Raw genomic sequence first — 22,876 nt, 5'->3', positions numbered from 1 at the left:
TAAGAGAAGAGTAGTGCAATGTTTCACAGATGAAGGAGGCAATCTCATGCCAACTGTAGATACAATATTGGAGCAGGCGCTTGCAGGTCGACGTCTGCAGGTCGATGATATCGTCACGTTATTCGAGTCGGATCAGATCGAGAAGATGGGCCACGCGGCCAATCAGATTATGTTGCGCAAGCATCCGGAGCCGATCACGACCTTCGTAGTCGGACGCAATATTAACTATACCAATGTGTGCGATGTCTACTGCCGGTTCTGCGCGTTCTACCGGGCTCCCGGCTCGGAGGAAGGGTATGTACTGCCGGATGAGACGATCTTCAACAAGATTCAGGAGACGATCGATGTCGGCGGCACCGAGATTCTGATGCAGGGCGGCACGAACCCGAACCTGCCGTTCAGCTATTATACGAACCTGCTGCGCGGGATCAAGCAGCGGTTCCCGAACATTACGATGCATTCGTTCTCCCCGGCGGAGATCCGCAAGATGAAGGATGTCTCGGAAGGGCTGTCGCTCGAGGAGGTTGTCCGCCAGCTCCATGAGGCCGGACTGGACTCGCTGCCGGGCGGCGGAGCCGAGATCCTCGATGACCGGACGCGTCGCAAGATCAGCCGTCTGAAGGGGACATGGCAGGACTGGATGGAGGTCATGACGACCGCACATCGGATCGGCATGAATACGACGGCGACGATGGTGATCGGCTTCGGCGAGTCGATGGAGGAGCGGGCGCTCCACATCACACGGGTGCGCGACGCGCAGGACGCTTGCCTCGAGAATGGGTATAAGTCGACCGGCTTCCTCGCCTTCATCCCGTGGACGTTCCAGCCGGACAATACGAACATGAAGCGCGAGAAGGCGACGCCGGAGGAGTACTTGAAGACGCTGGCGATCAGCCGTCTGGCCTTGGACAACATCGACAACTTCCAATCCTCGTGGGTGACGATGGGGCCAGAGATCGGCAAGCTGTCGCTCTCCTATGGTTGCAACGACTTCGGCAGCACGATGATCGAGGAGAACGTCGTCTCGGCGGCCGGTACAACTCACAAGGTCAACATCGAGCTGATCCTCAAGCTGATCCGCGAATGCGGCAAAATCCCGGCGCAGCGCAATACGCGCTACGAGCTGTTGAAGGTGTATCACGAGTCGGACGCAGTGGCGCGCGATTTTATGATGCAGAACTAACGGGAACAGAACTTATGAAAAAATATGTATTCTGGTTTCTGCTTGGCGTTCTCGTATACTTTATCGTGTCGATGATGTTGTAGTGATTACGGCTCCGCATAGAAGGTTATGCGGGCCGTTTTTTATTGCGCCTGGCAGCGCCGCAGTTTTGTGCCACATCCTTCTTCGTATACTCTATCCGCCATAGCCATATACTGTTCTAGGTAAAGGAAATGGCGGTCGCGAGCGGACTGCCGCAGCCTAGGTTGTGCGGAGGTGGAAGGCCATGGAATTGTTGTCGATCGGGATGGCCCCGGAGGGGGAACAAGCCGTATGGAAGCTGTCGCGATGTCTGAGCGAGGCGTTTGCGCCGTTGACGATGGAGCCGGGGCTGCCCAGTCTGCATTGGGATATCGATACAGAGCGTCAGGAGGTGGTATGCCATGCGTCGGCCTCCACTTACAGCTCCGGCGAGCATCGGGAGAAGCTGTGTCGCCAGACCTCGCTTGGCGTAGCCGAGTATATCATAAACGAACTGGAGCCGGAAACCTTGCGGCGCATTATTCACCGCTACTGCGACGCTCATAATGCCGAAGAGCTGCAGATGATCGAATCGTATTGCGCCCAAGTCATCAACGGGCAGTCGACAGAAGCCGAGTCGATCCTGGAGCGTCAGAAGCGCAAAATGGTGGTCGCTCGCGAGACGGAAGCATTTTTGATGGGACATGGGCGATTGCATTTGCAAGGGTTTTTGACGTTCCGGCTAAACAGCTACCGGGCTGTGCTGCGCGAGATCGTGCAGTATGCGGTCGACGAGTATGTTTTGGAGAAGCAGTATCAGGATTTTCTGACCTTGCTGCGCTACTTTGTCAGCCTCCAGGAACCGCGGCTGCCCGTCGTGCATCTCGTGCATGAGGACGAGACCAGCTTCCGGCTATACGATAATGCATTCGAACCACTGGAGTATCAGGCGCCCGACCGCACCCTGACGGGACTGCTGGAGACGGAGATGCAGGCGGATGATCGCGTCGTCAGCAGCCTGATCGCAGCCTCCCCGCTGCGTATCATCATCCATACGTCGGAGCCGGAGCTGCAGATCTTCAACACGATCGAATCGATTTTTATCGACCGGGTGGAGCGTTGCGACAATTGCCGCTTGCATCGTCAGCTAACCGACAGCCGGACTTGAGATTATCAGCACTTCAAATCATTTGTAAGAGGTCTATGCGGATGCGCATAGACCTCTTCGATTTTTGCGATGATTGACCCCTAATATGAATGATAGACCTCCCTGCCGCCATCCTGAAAAATGGTCAACAATCCGAAAGATTGCATATATCTCTCTCTTGCCGGATCTGCTACGATACTAGGCAAGCTTGCATAAGAAGGAGAGCATATGGAATCTAGGTTCCAGACCGGCGAGTGCAGCGTATCGATATATGAACGGGTAAGCGTGAAAAAGAAAGGGGCATATAAGATGCAAGAAAAGCGCGAGCTGCGCGTAGCTGTGCTGGGTGCCGGCATCATCGCCGGGTCGCACCTGGAAGCGATATCCGCGACGCCAGGCGTCACGGCATGCGCTGTGGCGGATCTCGATCAAGCCAAAGTCGGGGAGCTGGCGGAGCGCTGGGGGATCAAGGGCTTTACCGACTACCGCGAGATGCTTCGCAACGAGCTTCCGGACATCGCGGTCATCGCGCTGCCGCATTTCCTGCACAAGGAAGCCTCGCTGGCAGCGATCGCGCATGGCGCTCACCTGATGCTGGAGAAGCCGATGGCGCTATCTACCGCAGAGTGCGACGAAATTATCTCAGCAGCGGAGCAGGCGGGAATCCGGGTGCTCGTCGGCCATACCCAGCATTACATAGCGGAGAACATCGAGGCCAGGAGGTGGGTTCGCAGCGGCGAGCTGGGCCCGCTCGTCATGATTCAGGATAACCGTCATCTCTCTTACTTCCGCGACACGCGTCCATCGTGGTTCCTGGACAAGGCGCTCTCGGGCGGCGGCATCCTGGCCAACCTGGGGACGCACTCCATCGATAAAATCCAGTGGCTCTCGGACAGCGCCGTGTCTTATGTGAGCGCATCGACGTCCCGCCATGCCGACAGAGGCAACGTCGAAGGCAGCGGGATGATCTACATGCGGCTGCAATCCGGCGTCTCCGCCACCATCGTCCAGTCGGGCTATCCGGGCGAAGTGCGCGACGAGACCGAGCTCATCTTCGCCGGCGGGATGCTGAAGCTGGCGACCGGCCGCAGTCTGTGGGTCAGCCGTGGCGGCCCTTATGAGCCGCTGGAGGTGCCGCAGACGGCGACGCCGTTCGAGAGACAGTATGCCGAGCTGGCGGCGGCCATCCGGGATGGCAGGGAGACGGATTGTCCTCCTGCCTACGCGCGCGGCATTATCGGCGTCCTGGAGGCCGTCTATCGCTCGGCAGAGACGGGCCGGGAGCAGGAAGTATTATAGAAGGGCTGCATCGCACATACGAGAGGAGCAGATCACGATGAGATGGGAAGCGCTTGGCGTATTGACGGACGAGGTGTCCGATCATCTGGACGAAGCGCTGGACTGGGCAGCGGGCAACGGTCTGAAGCATGTGGAGCTGAGAGTTGTGGACGGTATCCATGTTATGGACCTAACTGACGAGCAGCTTCGCGAGATACGCAGGAAGGTGGAGCGACGCGGCTTGTTCGTCTCTGCGCTTGCCTCCCCGGTGTTTAAGTGTGCATTGGATTCCGATCGGCAGGTCGCTTCGGGAGATACCTTCGGCCAACAGGAAGAGGATGTGGAGTCGCATTTCCGCATGCTTGAGCGGGCAATGGAGATCGCCGGGCTGCTCGGTACGTCGCGGATACGCATCTTCTCTTTCTGGCGGGAGAGCGATCCGTCTGCCTACAGACAGTCGATCGTCAGCCATCTGCAGCGTGCAGCCGTGTTGGCGGAGGAGCGGCAGGTTACGCTGCTGCTGGAGAATGAACCGTCATGCAACGGCGGATATGCGGAGGAAGTGGCCGAGCTGGTGGAAGCCGTCGGCTCCTCAGCTCTCCAAGCGTTGTGGGACCCGGGCAACGAAGCGTATGGCGGACGGGAGGCATATCCGGCCGGCTATGACCGGATCAGGCAGTCAATAGGTCATGTGCATCTGAAGGATGCGCTTATCCGCCCTGACGGCTCGCCGCAGTGCGTACCGCTGGGATCAGGGAGTGTCCTGCTGCAGGAGCAACTGCAGGCGCTGCGAGACGATGGATACGACGGTCTCTATACGCTGGAGACGCACTATATCCCGGAGGGCGGCACGAAGCGGATGGGGACGCAGATGACCTTGGACGGACTGCGAGCCTTAGTGGCGAAGGGAGAGGCGGCTGAAGGATGAATATCGCAGCGTTTAGCGGCGCGTACAGTGCATTCAGTTTCCGCGAGGCGGCGGGCGCAGTCAGGCGTCTGGGCTTCCAGGGCATCGAGATCGCGGCGCGCGGCAGTCATCTTGCGCCATCGTCGACGGCCGGGCAGGTACGGGAAGTCAAAGCGATCGCCGAAGATAACGGATTGCGAATTCCGGTTTTGGCAGGTTATGCGGGCGGCTTCTCGACGGCATCGGAGGAAGCATGCGAGCAGACCTACGAGGATTTTCTTCGGCTGTTGGCTTGTGCCGGAGAGCTCGGCGCAGAGGCGATCCGAGTCCTGCCCGGCGGGCCCAATGCCTTCCTGGCGGAGCCGGGGCATTATGAGCGGGCGGCCCGCTGGCTGGACCGCTGCGCCGCAGCCGCGCGGCCATGCGGGGTGAACGTGCTGGTCGAGCTCCACAATGAGACGTTGACTGAGTCAGCGGAGGATGCGCAGCGGTTGCTCGGTCTGCTGGAGCGGGACAATATCGGCTGGATACACGACGCCGGCAACATGTATATCTCGGGCGCAGATTACGGAGCAGACTCTGTCCGCAAGCTGCGATCCCGCCTGTTCCATGTCCATATCAAGGATGAGCGTCGTCTTGATCCGCAGCTGCCGCCGCAGCCAGGCGAGTTCACGACGCGGACGCGATACGGCGACGAGCGGTTCGTGCCGTGTCTGCTGGGCGAAGGCAAGGCAGATCACCGCGGCTTGTTCGCTGGGCTCGCAGAGATCGCCTATCACGGCTGGATCACGCTGGAGTGCCACGCGCCGCTGTCGCCGGACGAACGGATGGCGGCTGACTTGAGGACGGTACGGAAGTTGATGAGTGAATATACAGTATAGGAGAGAAAGAAGGCGATTGAAGTGACCCAACGCGTGTTGAAAGTCGGACTGATCGGCTTGGGACGCAGCGGCCGGGATATCCATGGCAACCTGCTGGTCCAGCTGCCTGAGCTGTATACCATCGCGGCGGCGGCGGACCGGATCCCGGAGCGAAGGGAGCGTGCCGAACGGGAGTATAGCTGCCGCACGTACGCGGCATGGCAGGAGATGATCGAGCGCGAGCAGCTTGACCTGGTCGTCAACGCATCGTTCAGCCACGAGCATGTGCCGATCACGCTGGCGCTGCTGGAGCGCGGCTATAGCGTGTTGTGCGAGAAGCCGCTGGCCCGCTCCGTCTCCGAGATCGATCAGTTGATCGAGGCGGCAGACCGCTCCAACGGCCAGCTCGCCGTATTTCAGCAAGCGCGCTATCAGCCGTCCTTCCGGCGGCTGCAGGAGGTGATCGCCTCCGGCGTGCTGGGCCGGATCGTCCAGGTCGATCTGACGATCAGCGGCTTTGCCCGGCGCTGGGACTGGCAGACGCAGCAGAGCTATCACGGCGGCAGCTTGATGAATACGGGGCCGCACCCGCTCGATCAAGCGCTGCAGCTGTTCGGAGACGACCGGCTGCCGGATGTGTACTGCCGGATGGAGCGAGCGCTCACCCTGGGCGATGCCGAAGATTATGTCAAGCTCATCCTGAGCGGGCCCGGCGCGCCGCTGATCGACATCGAGATTTCCTCATGCTCGGCTTACGCGCGTCAGCCGTACCGCGTCCAGGGGACGCAAGGCGGTCTGCAGGGCGATGGCAGCCGTCTCGAGTGGAAGTATTTCCGGCCGGAGGAAGCGCCCCGGCAGCAGGCGGTGCATGAGCCGCTGGCTCAGGCTGACGGAACACCGACCTATTGCAGCGAGTCTCTCGCATGGCATGAGGAGAGCTGGGAAGCGCCAACGCCGCCGAGTGAGACGCCGTTCCACGTCATGACAGAGCAGCTCTATACCAAGCTTTATGACACCCTGACGACAGGCGTCGAGCCGGATATTACCCTGCAGCAGGTACGCCGGCAGCTGCAGGTGATGGAGGCTTGCCGCCGCCAAAATCCGCATCTATACAACGAGTAACGTCCACAAGCCCCGAGCCCGCAGCGCGGGCTCGGGGCTTGTGTTTATGCGCCTGCTGCTCACTCCAGCGTCTGATGCTGGCGACGGTACTCCGTCGGCGTCACACCGGTATGCCGCTTGAAGGCGCGGTTGAACGGAGCGACGGTGAGATAGCCGACGAGCGAAGCGATGTCCTGGATTTTTAGGTCGGTGCTTTGCAGCATCTCCATCGCCTTTCCCATACGGAACGTATGCGTATATTCACTGAGATTGATGCCGGTTTTATCCTTAAAGTACGAAGAGAGATAAGAATTCGTAATATTCAACTTCTGGGACAGCAGATCCAACGAGATGTCCTCCCCGTAGTGCGACTCCACATAGTCTTTGACGAAGGAAATCATATAATCAGACGCGCTGTCCTTTGTCTTGTTCCTGACCGTCAGAGCCAGAAGGGATAAAAAGTGCTCAAAAAACCGTTTGAAGTCATCGATCGAGCGGCAAGCCTTCAGCGCTTCGTAAGGCTGCTTTGGATTCTCGTAGCCTGGCACAGTCAAAGACTTGGCATAGATTACCTTCAGCGCTTTTTCTACAATTTGCTTGCTCAGCGCAATAATATGGTGGGCGGGCGCTCCGGCTTTATGCAACTGCTCGATCAGCTTGTGGACAAGCGGGATGACGATCGCATCGTTGCCTGCATGAAGATTGGCCGTCAGCTCCTGCTCCTGGGCCAGCGTCGGCAGCATCGGCAGTGTCAGCGTCTCCAGTCTCGAGAACACTTGAATATCTTCATCGAGCCTGCGTTGATTGGTGTACTCAAGCACTTTGTCGTACGTCTCGTTAAACTTCTCGGCATCGCTCTGAAGGGCGCTGACTCCGACGGTGAATTGGAAGTATAACGTTTCGGGCTGCAGCAGCGAAAGGAGCTGTCCCAACGCATACGAATCGTCCAATTGCTGCGGATGCTCGAAGAGGATCGTCAGGATTACATTCTGCTCGACCTGGAACGTCATCGAGTCGGGGCTGTTGTCAATGAAATGCATTCGGATCAATTCGGTAATCAACGCATAGGAGCGGCTTGCTTCAAGCGTCGTATCCAGCAAAGCTTCTTCCTTGAGCGTCAGATGCGTCAGGAGCAATCGGTAAGGACGATTACTGTCAATGGCCGTTTTGATATCCTTTAGATTCACCGAGATCATCTTGAGTCGGCTAATATAGGCATATTGCTGCAGCAGCGAATTTTTGGTGTCCAGGTCGCGGTGAATCGTATGATTGATGCGGAACAGATCATGAATCTTCTCGGCGATCAGCTTGAACTCGGTAATCCGGCTAGGCTGCAGCGAGAGCGGCTGGCCGAGCTGTTCGACAGCCTGCAGGATATTATGAAGCGGATTACGGAACTTGCGGGCCAGCAGCAGGGCAATGATCAGACTGAGCGCGCAGGAGGTCAACAGGATGAGCAGGAACACCAGATTCATCTGTTTGAACTGGCTGGTCACTGCCCGGATCGGGATGACATCGACATACATATAGCCTGTCTGCGCAGCCTGTTGATAAAAATAGATGGTGTCGCCCTGCTCGATATAGCCCTGACCTGCTAGTGCGGATAGCGCGGGATCGTCCGCAGTCGACCGCCCGGAGGAGGCGAAGACCGGCTGGCCGTTCCGGTCATAGATATAGAACCAACCGCTGTCGGTACGCTGATGAAAGTCTTGGTACATGGCCGATCCATTGACGAGGGCGATGACGCCGAATCGCGTATCGTATTCTTTTTTGGCGAGTACGGGCAGCAGCGTTCCGTAGTAAGCGCCACCATAGGGCGTTTGTTCCTTGAACACGGCGCCCGGGTAGAGCGTGAAGCTTTGCGACCTGGGCAGCTCCTCCAGCCAGAAGGCGGGAGTATAGTGGTCGCTGGCATAAAACTTGGAAAACATCGTGTCCGGATCCCGACTGCCATCCTTGTCGATGAGCAGCTTCTTGTCTTTGAAGTAATAGATGATATTCTCCAAATACAGGATGGAGTTGTTCAGGGTGCCCTGGAGATCTTGCTGAATTTTGAGCATCGTCGGGTACGCGGAAGGACGGCTTTGCACATCCAGCATCGTCTGCACTTCCGTATTGAATACATGGGCCATCAGATTGCTTTTGAGCTGGACGAAATGCTTTTCGTAATTGGCGACCGTTGTATGTAAGTTAAGGCTATTGTTTTTAATAATCTCGCTCCGGATGTTATCTCTGAAGAACATATACGAAAGGTAATTAACAGAGGTTAGCAGTATAATGATTCCGCCAAAGCTGATGCATAGCGCTGCGAATAGAGAAGTATTTCTTGGGCTGGCGAGCTTCATTCTACGGCCCCCGATCGAAAATAAACGTCCATTTTTGTTCGCTAAAGTATAGCACAGGCGCGAGAAAAGCGACAAATATCACTTTTTCGCATCCTTGACTTGTTTTTAACTTGAACTGCTACACAGCCCTGTCATCCCAAGATAAATCAAGGTTTGCAAAAGGAAGTGATTTTGCAATAGCGTCAGTTTTGCTACGATGTTGATGTTAATTGGAAGCGGTTGTCGATGAGACCTACACATCTTACACAAGGCTGGGGGAATGGCTGGATGCAACATGCGGATCGCGCAACGCCTGTATTCAAGAAAGACAGCTTCGCCCGCAAATGGGGAAGAAGCAAATACCTGCTGCTTTTGTTTTTGCCCACACTGCTGTACTACATTTTGTTCAAGTATGTTCCGATGTTCGGAATCGTAGTTTCTTTTAAGGACTACAACCTGTTCCGCGGCATCTGGGAGAGCGACTGGGTTGGTGTGAAATATTACCGGATGTTTTTTGAAAGTCCGGATTTTTTCAAGCTGATCCGCAACACCTTCCTGTTGGGGCTGTACAAGCTGATCTTTGGCTTCCCGGCCCCGATCATTCTGGCGCTCCTGATGAACGAGCTGCGGCACATGATGTTCAAACGGTTCGTACAGACGGTCAGCTATCTGCCGCACTTCATCTCCAATGTCGTCGTCGTCAGTATGCTGACGCTGTTCCTGTCGCCATCGAGCGGTTTGGTCAATCAACTGATCGAGGGCTTGGGCTTGGACGCGATAAATTTCATGGCGCGCGAAGACATGTTCCGCAGCATCTATGTACTCTCGGAGATCTGGCAGCATGTCGGTTGGGAGACGATCATCTATCTGGCGGCTTTGACCGCGATTGATCCGCAGCTCTACGAAGCTGCCCGTATGGATGGCGCGTCGCGCTGGAAGCAGATGCTGCATGTGACGCTGCCGGGCATCCGGGCAGCCATTATCATTGTGCTGATCCTCAATGTAGGCAATGTGCTGGAGATCGGCTTTGAGAAGGTGTTCCTCATGCTGAATCCGGCCATCAACGGCACCGCGGATATCCTGAGCACCTTTGTCTACCGGACGGGGCTGACACAGGGCAACTTCAGCTATGCGGCCTCCATCGACCTGTTTACCAGCCTGATCAATCTGGTCTTCATCCTGACGGCCAACTGGATTAGCCGCCGGGTGAGCGAGACTAGCTTATGGTAAGGGGGGACGTACCGGCATGAGAGCCAGACTATCTGTATTCGACCTGTTCCTGTTCGCGTTTATGGGCGGTATGATCGTCGCCACATTGTATCCGTTCCTCTACATGATCGCCGTCTCCTTGAGCAGCAATGTGCATGTGCTGAGGGGCGAAGTATTCCTGTGGCCCAAAGGCTTCAATCTAAACGTCTACAAGATGGTGCTGCAGGACCCCAAGATCATCCAAGCCTACATCAACACGATTGTTTATGCCGTACTTGGAACATCAATGTCACTTATTGTAACAGCGGCCGGCGCCTTCGCCATCTCCAAACGCGAAATGATGTTCCAGCGCGGCTTTATGATGATGATTGTCGTCACTATGTTCTTCAGCGGCGGCATGATTCCAACGTTTCTCGTCGTGCGCGCTTACGGCATCGTCGATACTATATGGGCGATGGTATTGCCGACGCTGGTCAGCACCTGGAATCTGATTATCATGAGGACATTTTTTGCAGGACTGCCCAGAGAAGTGGAGGAATCAGGAAAGATCGACGGCCTCAGCGATATCGGTGTGTTTTTCCGGCTGGCGCTGCCGCTGTCCAAGGCGATCCTGGCCACTATAGGTCTATTCTATGCCGTTTCGATCTGGAACAACTTTTTCTCGGCGATGCTCTATCTGCGCAATACCGAGCTGTTCCCGCTGCAGGTAGTGCTGCGCAATCTAGTGCTCCAAGGGGGCGGCAATAACGCCGGCGGCAGTGTCGGCGGCGACTCGCTGCTCGTCGACGAGTCCATCAAGTATGCGACGATTATCGTCTCCACGCTGCCAATCCTTATGGTCTACCCGTTTTTGCAGAAGTACTTCGCCAAGGGCGCGCTGATCGGGTCGGTCAAAGGTTAACATAAATTCATGCCATAATCATCCTGGGAGAGTTCAAGACAATGAAGAAGAAATGGGTATCCGCATCATTGGTTTTGGTCATGGGGGCAACGCTGCTGGCAGCATGCTCGAACAACGGGGGCGCCAGTACGCCGCCGGCTAACACAGGTGAGAACACAAGCACGCCGCAAGCGCCGGCAAAACAGTCATTTACCTTCCTGAACTATAGCAACCCTAGCTGGCCATATAACGAGAACTGGCCGATCTGGAGCTATATCGAGGAGAAGACTGGCGTGACGCTGGACATCCAGACGCCGCCGGGCGGTTCCCTGGAGGATACGCTCGCCCTGACGATCGCTTCGGGCAATCTGCCGGATCTGCTCTACACGTTTACCAAGCCGCTGGCCGACAAGTACGGTCAGCAGGGAGCGCTTGTCAACATCCTGGATTACGTGGATCAGATGCCGAATTTCAAGGCGTGGATGGAGGAGCACCCGGCGGCTGTCCAAAGCGTCATCGCGTCCAATGGAGAGATGTATATCTTCCCCAATCAGGGAATCGGCGAGACGAACCGGATGATCTGGATGTATAGGGAGGATGTCTTCAGCGAGCATGGCCTGGAGCAGCCAGAGACGTGGGACGAGCTCTATGAGACGCTCAAGGAGCTGAAGCGGCTCTACCCGGACAGTTATCCGCTGACCTTCCGCAGCGGTCTGCGTTATCTGATGAACTTCGGCGCATCCTTTGGTACCGTCGGTTCGATGAATGCTGATTTGTCTGCCGTGTATTATGACTTTGACAAGGAGCAGTTTGTTTACGGGGCCACCGAAGATCACTTCAAGACCATGGTCGAGTATATGAACAAATTTTACGCCGAGAAGCTGATCCCGCCGGATTTCCTGACCGTGGACACCAAGCTGTGGCAGGATCTGATGTCGACCAACCGGGCCTTCGTCACCCTGGACTATGTGGGGCGGATCGACTTCTTCAACTCGGCGCTGCGTGCGGAGAACCCGGACTTCAATCTGAACTTTATGGCGCCGCCTGCCGGATGGGAAGGCGGTCCGCGCAAAAACGCCTTTACCCAAATTGCGCAAGAAGGCTTCATGATCTCCTCCAAGACCAGCAAGATTGACGAAATCGTCACATTCATAGATTTCTTCTACACCGAGGAAGGTCGGACGCTGGTCAGCTGGGGCAAGGAAGGCGAGAGCTACAAAGAGGAAAATGGCGCCAAGCAATTCATCGAGAAATACACGGACGTATCCGACATGCGCAAAAAGACGGGGCTCTCAACCGATGGCACCTATATCTGGTTCGACTATGACGCCCATGTCTCGCTTGCCTCCCCCGAGCTGAAGGCGGCTTATGAGCAGGGACCGCAGTATGACAGCGAACAGCAGCCGATTCCGGCTTTTACGGCCGAGGAGCAGGAAGTGCTCAGCACCGTCGGCGATGCCCTCAACAAAAATCGAGACGAGAACATCTCCAAGTTTATTATTGGCGAGCGCAGTCTTGACGAGTGGGACAGCTATGTCACCGAGCAGAACAAACTGGGTGTCGACAAGATTGTAGACACGTTCACCCAGGCTTACGAACGAATGATGAATGCGGCCAACTAGGCTTATGAGCTAGCATCTATGCTGTGGCCGGCGGCTGACCAAGCTCTATTGACCAAAAGGAGAGGAATCCATGATATCCGTTCGGTTCAGAAGAAGCGTGTCGATATGGCTGGCGGCACTGCTTACGATCAGCAGCTTCCAACTGTTTGCCCCTGCGGAGCAGGCGCTCGCCGCACCTCAGGAGGTACCGATTTCCTTGCAGCTCAACAATATGGATTCGTTGGCCAACAGCACCGGCGATACGGTCGGTACGGCAGGTATTGCTGTGGAAGCCAATAGCGACCCGGACTATATCCGTGAAGGAATCGGCTCGAAGAAGTGGCTGCTGGCCTTTAACGATGCCTCCGGTACGCTGACGGCGGGTTCGGCGCTCATTTATCCCAAACATGCTCCGCAGGTTGATCTGAACGGATTCGAGACACTCAAGGTATGGGCGTATTCGGTGAAAGCCAGGACGGGAGATCAGGCGGACAAGCCGATCCAGCTCCGTTTCTTCATGAAGGGTGATACCAACTACTATTACTACCGGCTGCCACTGGATTGGACCGGCTGGAAAGAGATCGAGGTGCCGCTCGCCGTCGTGCAGGAGCAGCGGAGCAGTGCTGAGGCCAAGCCGTGGGGGCCGCTAGACTATGTCCGCTTCGACCAGGCTGGTGTCTCCGGCACGACGCTGGATACCGGGCTGCAGCTCTATCTCGACGATATGCGGCTGACCAGCAGCGGCGAGCTGCATCCGGCCGTGACGGACAAGCCGGCCGGCGAATATATCAACCGGGTGACGGTCGCCTTATCGTCGCAGACACGTCCGGCCAGTCTGGCGGAGCTGTATTATAAACGCGTCGGTGTAGATGATGATTTCCTGCATTACACAGCTCCAATCACGCTGACTGAGGATACGGCGCTCATCGTCAAGACGGTGCTCCATGGCGTGGAGAGCGGGGAGACGACTTATCCCTATACGATTGTCTACCGGGATGTAGTGGAGCCGGTCGAGGCTGCGCCGAGAGCGGGTACCTATGCGGAAGCCAAGACGGTCGTTCTGACCACCGCCACAGAAGGCGCTTCTATCTTCTACAAGGTGGAAGGCATGGATGCCGACTTTAAGCTGTACACGGAGCCGTTGCTGGTCAACACGTCGCGGACGATCACGACTTATGCGGTCGCGGAGGACAAGACGAGCGAAGAGACCAGCCATGTCTATACGATCGATCTGTCCGGAAGCGGCAGCTATCCGATCAGCGATATGGAGGGCTTCACCGGTTGGACCAACACGACACCGGACTCGGAGCACCCCGTATTAGGTGAGTTTTCTGGAAGATGGACGAACCCCGCAGGCGCCATCAATGTGACGGGGATTACGGCGCTGTGGGAAGAGCACGACCAGATCGAGTTCTGGCTGTATTCGGAGCGGGCGTCCAATAAGAAGCTCTATTTCATCCTCCAGACGCCGGACAATGACATTCCAGGCAATGAATACTTCATGTCGACCTTCTTCGTAGACTGGTCCGGCTGGAAGAAGGTTGAGCTGCCGTTTAATCGCATGTTGAACTCCAATGGTCATGCGAGCTTCGCCAACTTTACCCAACTCATCATCCATCCGCGCTGGTATGGCTCGGATCCTGAGCCCGACCCGACGGACGTACTCTACTTTGACGGTATGGCGCTCTCCAAAAACGCCATCGAGCCTTCAATCAAGCGAATCGATAAAGGCGCGCTGCCGGGAGCGGAGCTGGAGTACACCTTCCTGCTGCGCAATATCGGCGGGACGGATACAGCCTACGGCATCTCCTCGAAAGTACCGTTTCCAGCAGGCTATGAGCTCAACTATGAGACGGCTACAGAAGTCGTAACGGACGGCGAAGAGACGGAGGTATCATTCCGGGTGCGTGTGCCTGCAGATGCCCAAGCGGGCGAGGCGGCTCTTGCAACGTTTGCGGTGACTCCGCAGCAGGGCGGCAAGGAGGTCGCGCTCGAATTGAATATTGCCATCGGCGAGCGGGGGAGCCAGGTAAAGCAGCACCCTTATGTGATGGTCGCGGCCGAGGAGCTGGATGCGGCCAAAGTCAAAATACAAACGTATCCTTGGGCACAGGACTACCTGGCGGCTGTGCGGGCAAAAGCGGATGACTGGGTGGACAAGACCGTCTATTACCCATCCAAGCCTGCCGGGCAAACCACTTGGTTCGTATGCGGCGACGTAACATTAATCTATGATTACAACAGCCCGCATGCCCATCTCTGCCCTGCCGACGGTCAACTGCACACCGGCGAGCAAGTCGATGCGGGATGGCGGTTCACGACCCATACGCTGAACGTCCAGGCGGCGCGCAATCTGGCGATTGTGTACGCGTTGACGGATGAGGTGAGGTATGCGGCCAAGGCCAAGGAAATCCTGGTGAACTATGCCAAGCTGTACCCCGAATATCCGCTGCAGGCGCAGAACGGGCGGTTGTTCTACCAGTCGCTCGACGAAGCGGTGCAGATGATCGAGCTGGTGCATGCCTACGATCTTATCGCGTCCAGCGGCGTGCTGAGCGAAGCGGAGAAGCACGACATCGAGCAGAATCTGTTCGCCCCTTCAGCCCGCACGCTGCAGGCCTACGATGTGGCCAAGTCCAACTGGCAGACCTGGCATAACGCGGCCATTGGCTTGATCGGCGCCATCCTGGAGGACGAGGCGTTGATGGATCACTCCGTTAACGGACGCAGCGGCTTCACCTTCCAGATGGAGAACAGCGTCCTGTCGGACGGCTTCTGGTACGAGGGCGCGATCGGTTATCATGTTTATGCCCAGGCGGCGCTGCTCTATCATACGCTCGGGTTGCGCGGCATGGGGTATGATTTGTTCGCCAGCGGGCCTTTTAAGAAGACGTTCGATATGCCGATCGACTACGCTTTCCCGGATCTGGGGATCATCAACAGCAACAACTCCGGCAAGTATCCGACCAGTATGGGCGCACCGGGGCGGGTGGTGCCGATGGATTACGAGGCGGTATACGCTCATTACGACGATCCCGTCTATGGCGCGCTGCTGCACAGGCTCTATGTGGAGAACGGCAGGCCGCGCGGCGGCTACATCGTGCCGGGCGACCCGACCTCGGGCATCGCAGGGGAGCAGGCCGTGTTCTTCGGGAAGGCAGCGATCGACAATATTGGCGAGTGGCCTTCCGCCAGCCGCAACTTTGAGGGGCTGGGTCAGTCAGTGCTGCGCTCAGGCACCGGCAACGACCAGTTGTACGCTTTGGTCGATTATGGCGATCATGGCGGGTATCACGGCCATTTCGACAAGCTGCATCTAGAGGTATTCGGACAGGGAGAGCGTCTCGCGCCGGATAAAGGCATCCCTTCGTACAGCAATTCCATGTTCGAGACCTATTACAAGAAGACCTTTGCCCACAACACGGTAACGGTGGACGGCGATACTCAGCAGATCCCCGCCGAGAACGGCGTCGAGACGCATGAACCGACCAAGCTGTTCCTACCTGGCGAAGGCTTCGGCATCATGACCAATAGCGCGACGAAGGCCTACGCAGATATGGACCGTTACGAACGAACGGTAGCGGTGACCGGTGATTATTTAATCGATCTGTTCACGGTAGCCTCCGATACTCCGCGCCAGTATGATTGGCTGCTGCATGGCTTGGGCGAATTCACGCCGGGCGGCGACCTGACGCCGATGGAGGAAGCGCTTGGGACGAAGGATGCCTATCCTTTCTTCCGCAACGGTCAAAAGGCGGACCTGGAAGAGGCGTGGAACGGGGAGTGGCGTCTGCCGAGCGGCAACGGACTGAAGCTGTACAGTCTGACCAGTTCGCCGGTGCAGCCGTCCGTCATGATCGTGGGCGAAGCGCCGGGCCCGGCGAATGATACGAGCGCTTACTCGACATCTGTCGTGAACCGGATCACGAACCGGCAGAAAGCGCAATTCGTCAGCGTCATCGAGCCGCTCTCCGGCGAGAGCCGGATCGAGAGCGCAAGGCGCACGCCAGATGACCAGATCGAGATCAAGCTGAAGGACGGCAGGACGCAGGTGTTCTACTTCAATGGCGACCGTGAAACCGAAGGTAAGCTGCATTATTATTGGACGGACGGCAGCGGATACGAGGCGGAGGATGTAAGCGTCGAGGCTGACCTGGCAGGCACTGAGCTGCAGCTGACGACTGATGCGCCATCCGGCGTCACCGACATGACGGCGATCGTATATGCCCCGGGGACGACCCGGGTATTGTGGAATGGTACGGAGGCGGCATTTACGCAAGACAACGGATTCGTACGGGTACAGCTCGATGTTGATCCTGACGAGGAGCCGGCAGTCTCGCCTCCCGGTTGGTCATGGTTCCCTTCGGTCAGCCAGAGTCAAGAGGAGCTCCTGGTGCATCCAGGCTCGGCGGCAGCAGCGGTTGAGCCGGAAGCGTCTCCGGAAGCGAGTGGGTCGACCGATCCGGCTGATGATCCGACTGAGTCGTCGGCTTTCTCCGATATTGCCGGTCATTGGGCCGAGGCGGAGATTCGGACGGGACTGCAAGCAGGCTATGTCAAGGGCTATGAAGACGGCACCTTCCAGCCCGCGCGTCCGGTGACGCGAGCGGAGTTCGTCGTCATGCTTGTGAACGCGCTCCAGCCGATCAATCGGCCGACGGCGCTGCCGGACTTCCGGGATGCAGGAGCGATACGCGATTGGGCCAGGCCAGCCGTCTCGCAGGCAGTCCAGTCGGGGCTGATGCAAGGCTATGAGGACGGGAGCTTCCGTCCGGACGCTCGACTGACGCGGGCTCAGCTTGCGGTAATGTTGGCCGGGGGGCTAAAGGCGCTGGACTCCGCAGCCATAGGCTCAGAGGAGAAAGCTCCCTTCACGGACGCAGCGGAGATCCCGGCTTGGGCGGAGCCTGCGGTCAGCTCCGTCCGCAGCGCGGGACTGGTGAACGGCAGGGCGGGCAACCGGTTCGAGCCGCATGCAGAGGCAAGCAGAGCGGAAGCGATCACCGTCATTGTGCGCCTGATGCGGCACGCATCGCCTCCACGATGAGGCGGCTGCCTTGACCTTATCGGCGTTTCGATTGTATAATGTTGTACATGAACAGCGTCTTGACGAAGACAATGCTCTGTCCACTTTGTACGGTCCAGAGAGAGGAAACATGGCTGCAATTTCCTTCCGATACATCGACAGGGATACCCCTTCGGAGCTGTGCGGCTGAAGCCGACGCCACAAGCGTCAGGTGCGTAGGCGGCAACGGTTCATCTCCGTTACCGGATGGCTCAAGGATCGTCGGCGATGGCCGCGATTGAATGAGGGTGGAACCACGGGTCATGTCAAGCACTCGTCCCTTTTGCGGGATGCGTGCTTTTTTTGCGTGCTCCGCCGCTTGCCATTACTTTCATTACTGGAGGGAGCAATAGGAAATGTCGATTCAAATCAAGCTGCCGGACGGCGCCGTGCGCGAATACGAAGCGGGCAGTACGATCGAGGACGTAGCGGCATCGATCAGCAGCGGACTGAGGAAGCAAGCAATCGCAGGCAAGCTGAATGGCAAGGTCGTCGATGTGTACGAACCGCTGACGCCTGATGCCGCGGTAGAGATCGTTACCGTTGACAGCGAAGCTGGGCTGGAGGTTTATCGCCACAGCACCGCGCATTTGATGGCCCAGGCGATCAAGCGCGTATTCAAGGATCAATCGATCAAGCTTGGCATCGGACCGGTCATCGAGGATGGATTCTATTATGATATCGATATGGAGCAATCGCTGACGCCGGAGGATCTGACCAAGATCGAGAAGGAGATGGAGCGGATCGTCAAGGAGGATCTGCCGATTCGCCGTCGCGTCGTCTCGCGTCAGGAAGCGCTGGACATCTTCACCAAGCTGGAGGATAACCTGAAGCTGGAGCTGATTCGCGATCTGCCGGAGGACTCGGTCATCACGATCTATGATCAGGGCGAGTTTTTTGACCTGTGCCGCGGTCCGCATTTGCCGTCCACCGGCCGTATCAAGGCATTCAAGCTGCTGAGCGTCGCAGGCGCATACTGGCGAGGCGATGCGAAGAACAAGATGCTGCAACGGATCTACGGCACCGCCTTCCCCAAAAAATCGCAGCTCGACGAGCATCTCCATCTGCTCGAGGAAGCGAAAAAACGCGATCACCGCAAGCTTGGCCGCGAGCTGAAAATGTTCGGCTTCTCGCGCGAGGTGGGACAGGGTCTGCCGCTCTGGCTGCCGAACGGCGCGCGGCTGCGCCGGACGATGGAACGCTATATCGTCGATCTGGAGGAGCGTCTCGGCTATCAGCATGTGTATACGCCGGTGCTTGCCAACGTCGAGCTGTACAAAACATCCGGCCACTGGGATCACTACTCCGAGGACATGTTTCCCAAGATGGTGATGGACAATGAGGAGCTCGTGCTGCGGCCGATGAACTGTCCGCATCATATGATGGTCTACAAGAGCGACATGCGCAGCTATCGCGACCTGCCGCTGCGGATCGCCGAGCTCGGCACAATGCATCGCTACGAGATGTCCGGCGCGCTCACCGGCCTGCATCGCGTTCGGGCGATGACGCTTAACGACGCGCATATTTTCTGCCGCCCGGATCAGATCAAGGAGGAGTTTGCCCGCGTTATTCAGCTGATCCGCCAGGTGTACGAGGACTTCGGCATTAGCCAATACCGCTTCCGCTTGTCCTATCGCGATCCGCAGGATACCGAGAAATATTTCCAGAACGACGAGATGTGGGAGATGTCGCAGCGCATGCTGCGCGAGGTCGTGGAGGAGCTGGAGCTGCCGTTTTTCGAGGCGGAGGGCGAAGCGGCCTTCTACGGTCCGAAGCTGGACGTGCAGATCAAGACGGCGCTCGGCAAGGAAGAGACGCTCTCCACAGCGCAGTTGGACTTCCTGCTGCCGGAGCGGTTCGAGCTGGAGTACATCGGCGAGGACGGCAAAAAGCACCGTCCGGTCGTCATCCATCGCGGCATCATCAGTACGATGGAGCGGATGACCGCCTTCCTGCTGGAGAACTTCGCCGGTGCGCTGCCGCTCTGGTTGTCGCCGGAGCAAGCCCGCGTCATCCCGGTATCGACGGCTTACGAGGCGTATGCGCGCGAAGTGCAGGAGCAGCTGCAAGCAGCTGGCGTACGCACCGAGAGCGATCTGCGCAACGAGAAGCTGGGCTACAAGATCCGCGAGGCGCAGCTCGAGAAGGTGCCGTACATGCTGATTGTCGGCGAGCAGGAGATGAGCGCTCGCTCCGTATCGGTGCGCAAGCGCGGCGAGGGCGACATCGGCGCGCGTCCGGTTGTCGAGCTGGCAGAGCAGTTGGCTGAGGAAATTCGCACCAAAAAAGTCTAAGGCGAATAGAAATCGCGGCGTGGGGGGAACCTTGGAAGCAGGAGGGAAGACCACCATGTCCAAGCGAAAGCTGACATTCGCCGGCATCCTGCTGCTCTGCTCGCTCGCTGTCCCTGCGACGGCTGCGACAGAGGAGCAGCCAGGCGGCGGATTGCAGAGCCAGCCCGTGGCTACGCTGGAGGTGACTGCGACTGGCTATACCGCAGGTTACGAATCCACCGGCAAGCGGCCAGGCCATCCGCAATACGGCATCACTTACTCCGGCGTGCGCGTCCGTCGCGACCATGTGTCGACGATTGCCGCCGACCCGGATGTATTGCCGATCGGCAGTCTCATTCACATTCCAGGCTATGGCTACGGCGTCGTCGCTGATACAGGCTCTGCGATCAAGGGCAACAAGATCGACCTGTACTTTGACACGATCAAGCAAGTCTATCAGGAATGGGGCAAGAAGACGGTGACGGTCGAAGTGATTCATAGAGGTCGAGGGCGGCTGACCGAAGCCTGGCTCAAGGAGATTAACCGGGTTATGGAGACAGAGCGGACCATTCCGGTCTCCATGTTAAAATCGTAGTAGGCTGGAAGATTTATCCCGTGCCAATTTTCGGGGTGAATCTTCTTTTTTTTTCCAACGTTTGATGGTATAATAGGATCATTAAGAAAGAACTTTGATGGGGCGGGTTAGACGATGCATAGATGGGTATCTCCTGGCGCCGAGACTGGCGGAGCGGACGAGCATGAGGAACTGCTGCGCGATCTGTACAACCAGATGATCCGTGTAGCCTATTCCAGAGTGCACAACAAATCCGATGCGTACGATGTAGTGCAGGACGCTTGGGTTCGCATATTGCTGAAGCATGATACGCTGCGCGAGCAGAGCAAGCTGGCGGCGTGGGCCAAGACGATAACGGCCAATATCGCGTCCAATATGAATCGGCAGCAATCCCATTTCCGCGAGGCGGGACAGTGGATCGAGGAGTGGGACGTCCATTCGGCGCCTTCGCCGAGCGAGGCCGAGTTGATCGTTGAGATCTCGGAGCTGCTTGGCGCGCTGGACCCGCGCTCGCGTACGATGATCCTCTACAAGTTTTATTACGGGTTCAAGGATCAGGAGATTGCCGATGCGATGAATATGCCGATCGGCACAGTCAAGGCGCGCATCCACCGGAGCCGCGAACGCCTGAAAAACTGGATCAGCTCGCCGCATCCCGAATAGTTAACTTTTGCTGCCACATACATAATCGGCCGTTCACTCTCCCATACTAGTCCAGGGAGGTGATTACGATGGCCAAAAACAACAAGAACAAAGTACAGCAAAACCAAAATCAACAAAATCAACTGAATGAAGAGTATGCCGAGGAATTGAATGCGAATGTAGCTAACAACAATCCGGCGAAACAGGTGAACAAAAATAACAACAAATAATCGTTTCTTAATATTACAAAAGAGGGGTCTAAGAGATCCCTCTTTTCTTATGCAGAAATTTCCTTTATAATGTTAATAATTGTAACCTATTGTCGAGTGATGGAGGGGAAACATTGATGGCCCAAGCCTGGTGGAAGCTTAAATCGACCGCAGGCTCCGAACGCCTTGGCCGGCATGAGGAATTGCAGTTGGTACAACTGGTCAACGAATCGCAAGTGACGGTGGATCAACTGCAGGCGGTGGTAGAGGAGGTACATCTGGCGATGGAGCAGCTCGCTGCGATCGCCGATCGTTCGGCTGTTCAAGAGGCAAAGCTGCGTCAACAGAGCAAAAATGCCCTCGAACGCATCGAGGAAACCTTTTCTTCGCTGCAGGAGGTAGCCGCTGCTGCAGAGCAAATCACCGATACCTCGCAGCAGCTAAGCATGGAGAGTCGTCAGACCAAGGATGTCGTGCTAGATGTTGTCCGGGCGCTGACGACGACAGATCAAGTGATGAACGAGCTCTATGAGCAAAATAGAACGATGAGCAGCAGCATCCGCGAGCTCATCCAGCAGACCTCGCGCATCCATGAAATCAATGCCTCGATCCACAGCATCGTCTCGCAAACGTCGCTGCTCGCGCTCAACGCTTCCATCGAAGCTGCGCATGCCGGCGAGTCAGGGCGAGGCTTCGCTATTGTCGCACAGGAGATCAAAAAGCTGGCCGAGCAGAGCGGCGAGGCGGTGAAGCGCTCGACATCGATCGTCGAGGAGATCGAGCAGGGCGTGGAGCGCGTCGTCGCCTCTGTCGAGGTAGAGAAGTCGGCAGTCGCCAGCGGCATTCAGGAAATGGGGATCATCAAGGACCATATGGATCGGATCGTCGGCCGCATCCACCAGGTCGATGCGCTCGTCGGTCAGACGAGCGAAGCCAGTGCAAGACAAAGCGCCTTGACGACAGAAACGACGGGCATGCTGGCCGATGTGGTGGAGACAGTCAATGGGACGCTGCAGCGGGTCGACGAGACATTGGAGCTGACCGAGATCCAGCGTGGCCAGATCGCCAAGCTGGAGCGGGTCAACCGTTCGTTACAGAAGTCCTCCGACGAGCTGGCTGGGTCGATCGGCAAGGCTGGCGTCGAACGCCAGACGCAGCATGCGATGACCGAGGTGTCCAAACTGATGAGCAAGCTGCAGCAGCTCGCCGCCGATCCCAGACTGACGACGCTTGACGAGACGGAGCATCGGGAGCGGCTGACCTCAATGATGCTGGGAGCCTCCGATGTGGAGGCGGTCTGGTCCAACCGGGCAGACGGCTCGTTCATCATCTCGCTGCCCGAAGCGGGGCTGGTCAATGCGCGTTCGCGCGAGTGGTGGAAGGCGGCGATGGCTGGCCGCTCCTTTACCTCGGACGTCTATATTTCGGCGATTACGAAGCAAGCTTGCATAACCTTGTCTCTACCGATTCGAGACGGCTCGGGCACACCAATCGGCGTAATCGGCATCGATGTGCGGGTAGGGCGCTAGGGCGTGTTTACAAACCCGCTCAGGGGCATCTTAGGCCGCCTTTCCGCCCCCTGCGGCGTCACTTTTGCTTGCCGTACCCCCGGTACGACTGCAC

General features: G+C 57.3%; 16 protein-coding genes. 15 read left to right on the top strand and 1 reads right to left on the bottom strand.

The window, feature by feature from the left end; translation table 11 throughout:
* The first annotated feature begins 46 nt into the window (after nt 1-46).
* The 6 genes from mqnC (at nt 47) to PA598K_RS07465 (ending at nt 6,497) form a co-directional block, all read left to right on the top strand.
* A complete protein-coding gene (mqnC, locus tag PA598K_RS07490; RefSeq protein ID WP_128656336.1) occupies nt 47-1,183 on the top strand; it encodes a cyclic dehypoxanthinyl futalosine synthase in 1,137 nt (378 codons plus the stop codon).
* A 265-nt stretch (nt 1,184-1,448) separates the two neighbouring features.
* A complete protein-coding gene (gene ytxC, locus PA598K_RS07485; protein WP_128656335.1) occupies nt 1,449-2,351 on the top strand; it encodes a putative sporulation protein YtxC in 903 nt (300 codons plus the stop codon).
* Between the two features lie 288 nt (nt 2,352-2,639).
* Nucleotides 2,640-3,629 (top strand): Gfo/Idh/MocA family protein, encoded by a 990-nt coding sequence (locus tag PA598K_RS07480; RefSeq protein WP_128656334.1) that lies wholly within the window; start codon nt 2,640-2,642, stop codon nt 3,627-3,629.
* A gap of 37 nt (nt 3,630-3,666) precedes the next feature.
* Nucleotides 3,667-4,536, top strand: coding sequence for a sugar phosphate isomerase/epimerase family protein (locus PA598K_RS07475; RefSeq protein ID WP_128656333.1), 870 nt, complete (start codon nt 3,667-3,669; stop codon nt 4,534-4,536).
* Nucleotides 4,533-5,396, top strand: coding sequence for a sugar phosphate isomerase/epimerase family protein (locus tag PA598K_RS07470; protein WP_128656332.1), 864 nt, complete (start codon nt 4,533-4,535; stop codon nt 5,394-5,396). The genes PA598K_RS07475 and PA598K_RS07470 overlap by 4 nt, the downstream gene beginning before the upstream one ends.
* A gap of 21 nt (nt 5,397-5,417) precedes the next feature.
* Nucleotides 5,418-6,497: a Gfo/Idh/MocA family protein gene (locus tag PA598K_RS07465; protein ID WP_128656331.1), complete on the top strand. Its 1,080-nt coding sequence runs from the start codon at nt 5,418-5,420 to the stop codon at nt 6,495-6,497.
* Nucleotides 6,498-6,556: 59 nt separating this feature from the next.
* Here the strand turns inward: PA598K_RS07465 and PA598K_RS07460 are convergent, their stop codons facing one another.
* Nucleotides 6,557-8,821 carry a helix-turn-helix domain-containing protein gene (locus PA598K_RS07460; RefSeq protein WP_128656330.1) on the bottom strand — a complete coding sequence of 755 codons (2,265 nt, stop codon included), beginning with the start codon at nt 8,819-8,821 and terminating at the stop codon, nt 6,557-6,559.
* A gap of 267 nt (nt 8,822-9,088) precedes the next feature.
* Here PA598K_RS07460 and PA598K_RS07455 point away from each other — a divergent pair, with 267 nt between their 5' ends.
* The 9 genes from PA598K_RS07455 to PA598K_RS07420 all read left to right on the top strand — a co-directional run bounded on the left by PA598K_RS07455 (nt 9,089) and on the right by PA598K_RS07420 (nt 22,782).
* Nucleotides 9,089-10,030: an ABC transporter permease gene (locus tag PA598K_RS07455; RefSeq protein WP_128656329.1), complete on the top strand. Its 942-nt coding sequence runs from the start codon at nt 9,089-9,091 to the stop codon at nt 10,028-10,030.
* Between the two features lie 16 nt (nt 10,031-10,046).
* Nucleotides 10,047-10,910, top strand: coding sequence for a carbohydrate ABC transporter permease (locus PA598K_RS07450; protein WP_128656328.1), 864 nt, complete (start codon nt 10,047-10,049; stop codon nt 10,908-10,910).
* Between the two features lie 41 nt (nt 10,911-10,951).
* Complete coding sequence (locus PA598K_RS07445; RefSeq protein WP_128656327.1) at nt 10,952-12,511, top strand: extracellular solute-binding protein; 1,560 nt, start codon at nt 10,952-10,954, stop codon at nt 12,509-12,511.
* Between the two features lie 70 nt (nt 12,512-12,581).
* Nucleotides 12,582-17,537: an S-layer homology domain-containing protein gene (locus PA598K_RS07440; protein ID WP_128656326.1), complete on the top strand. Its 4,956-nt coding sequence runs from the start codon at nt 12,582-12,584 to the stop codon at nt 17,535-17,537.
* A 374-nt stretch (nt 17,538-17,911) separates the two neighbouring features.
* On the top strand, nt 17,912-19,849 hold the full coding sequence (thrS, locus tag PA598K_RS07435; protein WP_128656325.1) for a threonine--tRNA ligase: 1,938 nt from the start codon (nt 17,912-17,914) through the stop codon (nt 19,847-19,849).
* 55 nt (nt 19,850-19,904) lie between these two features.
* Complete coding sequence (locus tag PA598K_RS07430; RefSeq protein ID WP_128656324.1) at nt 19,905-20,423, top strand: 3D domain-containing protein; 519 nt, start codon at nt 19,905-19,907, stop codon at nt 20,421-20,423.
* Nucleotides 20,424-20,537: 114 nt separating this feature from the next.
* Nucleotides 20,538-21,065, top strand: a complete 528-nt coding sequence (locus PA598K_RS07425; protein ID WP_128656323.1) for an RNA polymerase sigma factor — start codon at nt 20,538-20,540, stop codon at nt 21,063-21,065.
* A 68-nt stretch (nt 21,066-21,133) separates the two neighbouring features.
* The gene (locus PA598K_RS36020) at nt 21,134-21,274 is read left to right on the top strand and encodes a hypothetical protein (RefSeq protein ID WP_185601677.1); all 141 of its coding nucleotides are present in this window, start codon (nt 21,134-21,136) and stop codon (nt 21,272-21,274) included.
* Between the two features lie 116 nt (nt 21,275-21,390).
* Nucleotides 21,391-22,782 carry a methyl-accepting chemotaxis protein gene (locus PA598K_RS07420; protein WP_128656322.1) on the top strand — a complete coding sequence of 464 codons (1,392 nt, stop codon included), beginning with the start codon at nt 21,391-21,393 and terminating at the stop codon, nt 22,780-22,782.
* Nucleotides 22,783-22,876: the final 94 nt, after the last annotated feature.

Origin of the sequence: Paenibacillus sp. 598K (genome assembly GCF_003851045.1) — a bacterium.
Taxonomy (GTDB): Bacteria; Bacillota; Bacilli; order Paenibacillales; family Paenibacillaceae; genus Paenibacillus_D.
The sequence above is the reverse complement of the archived record's forward strand: the minus strand, read 5'-3'. Positions and strand labels throughout refer to the sequence as shown.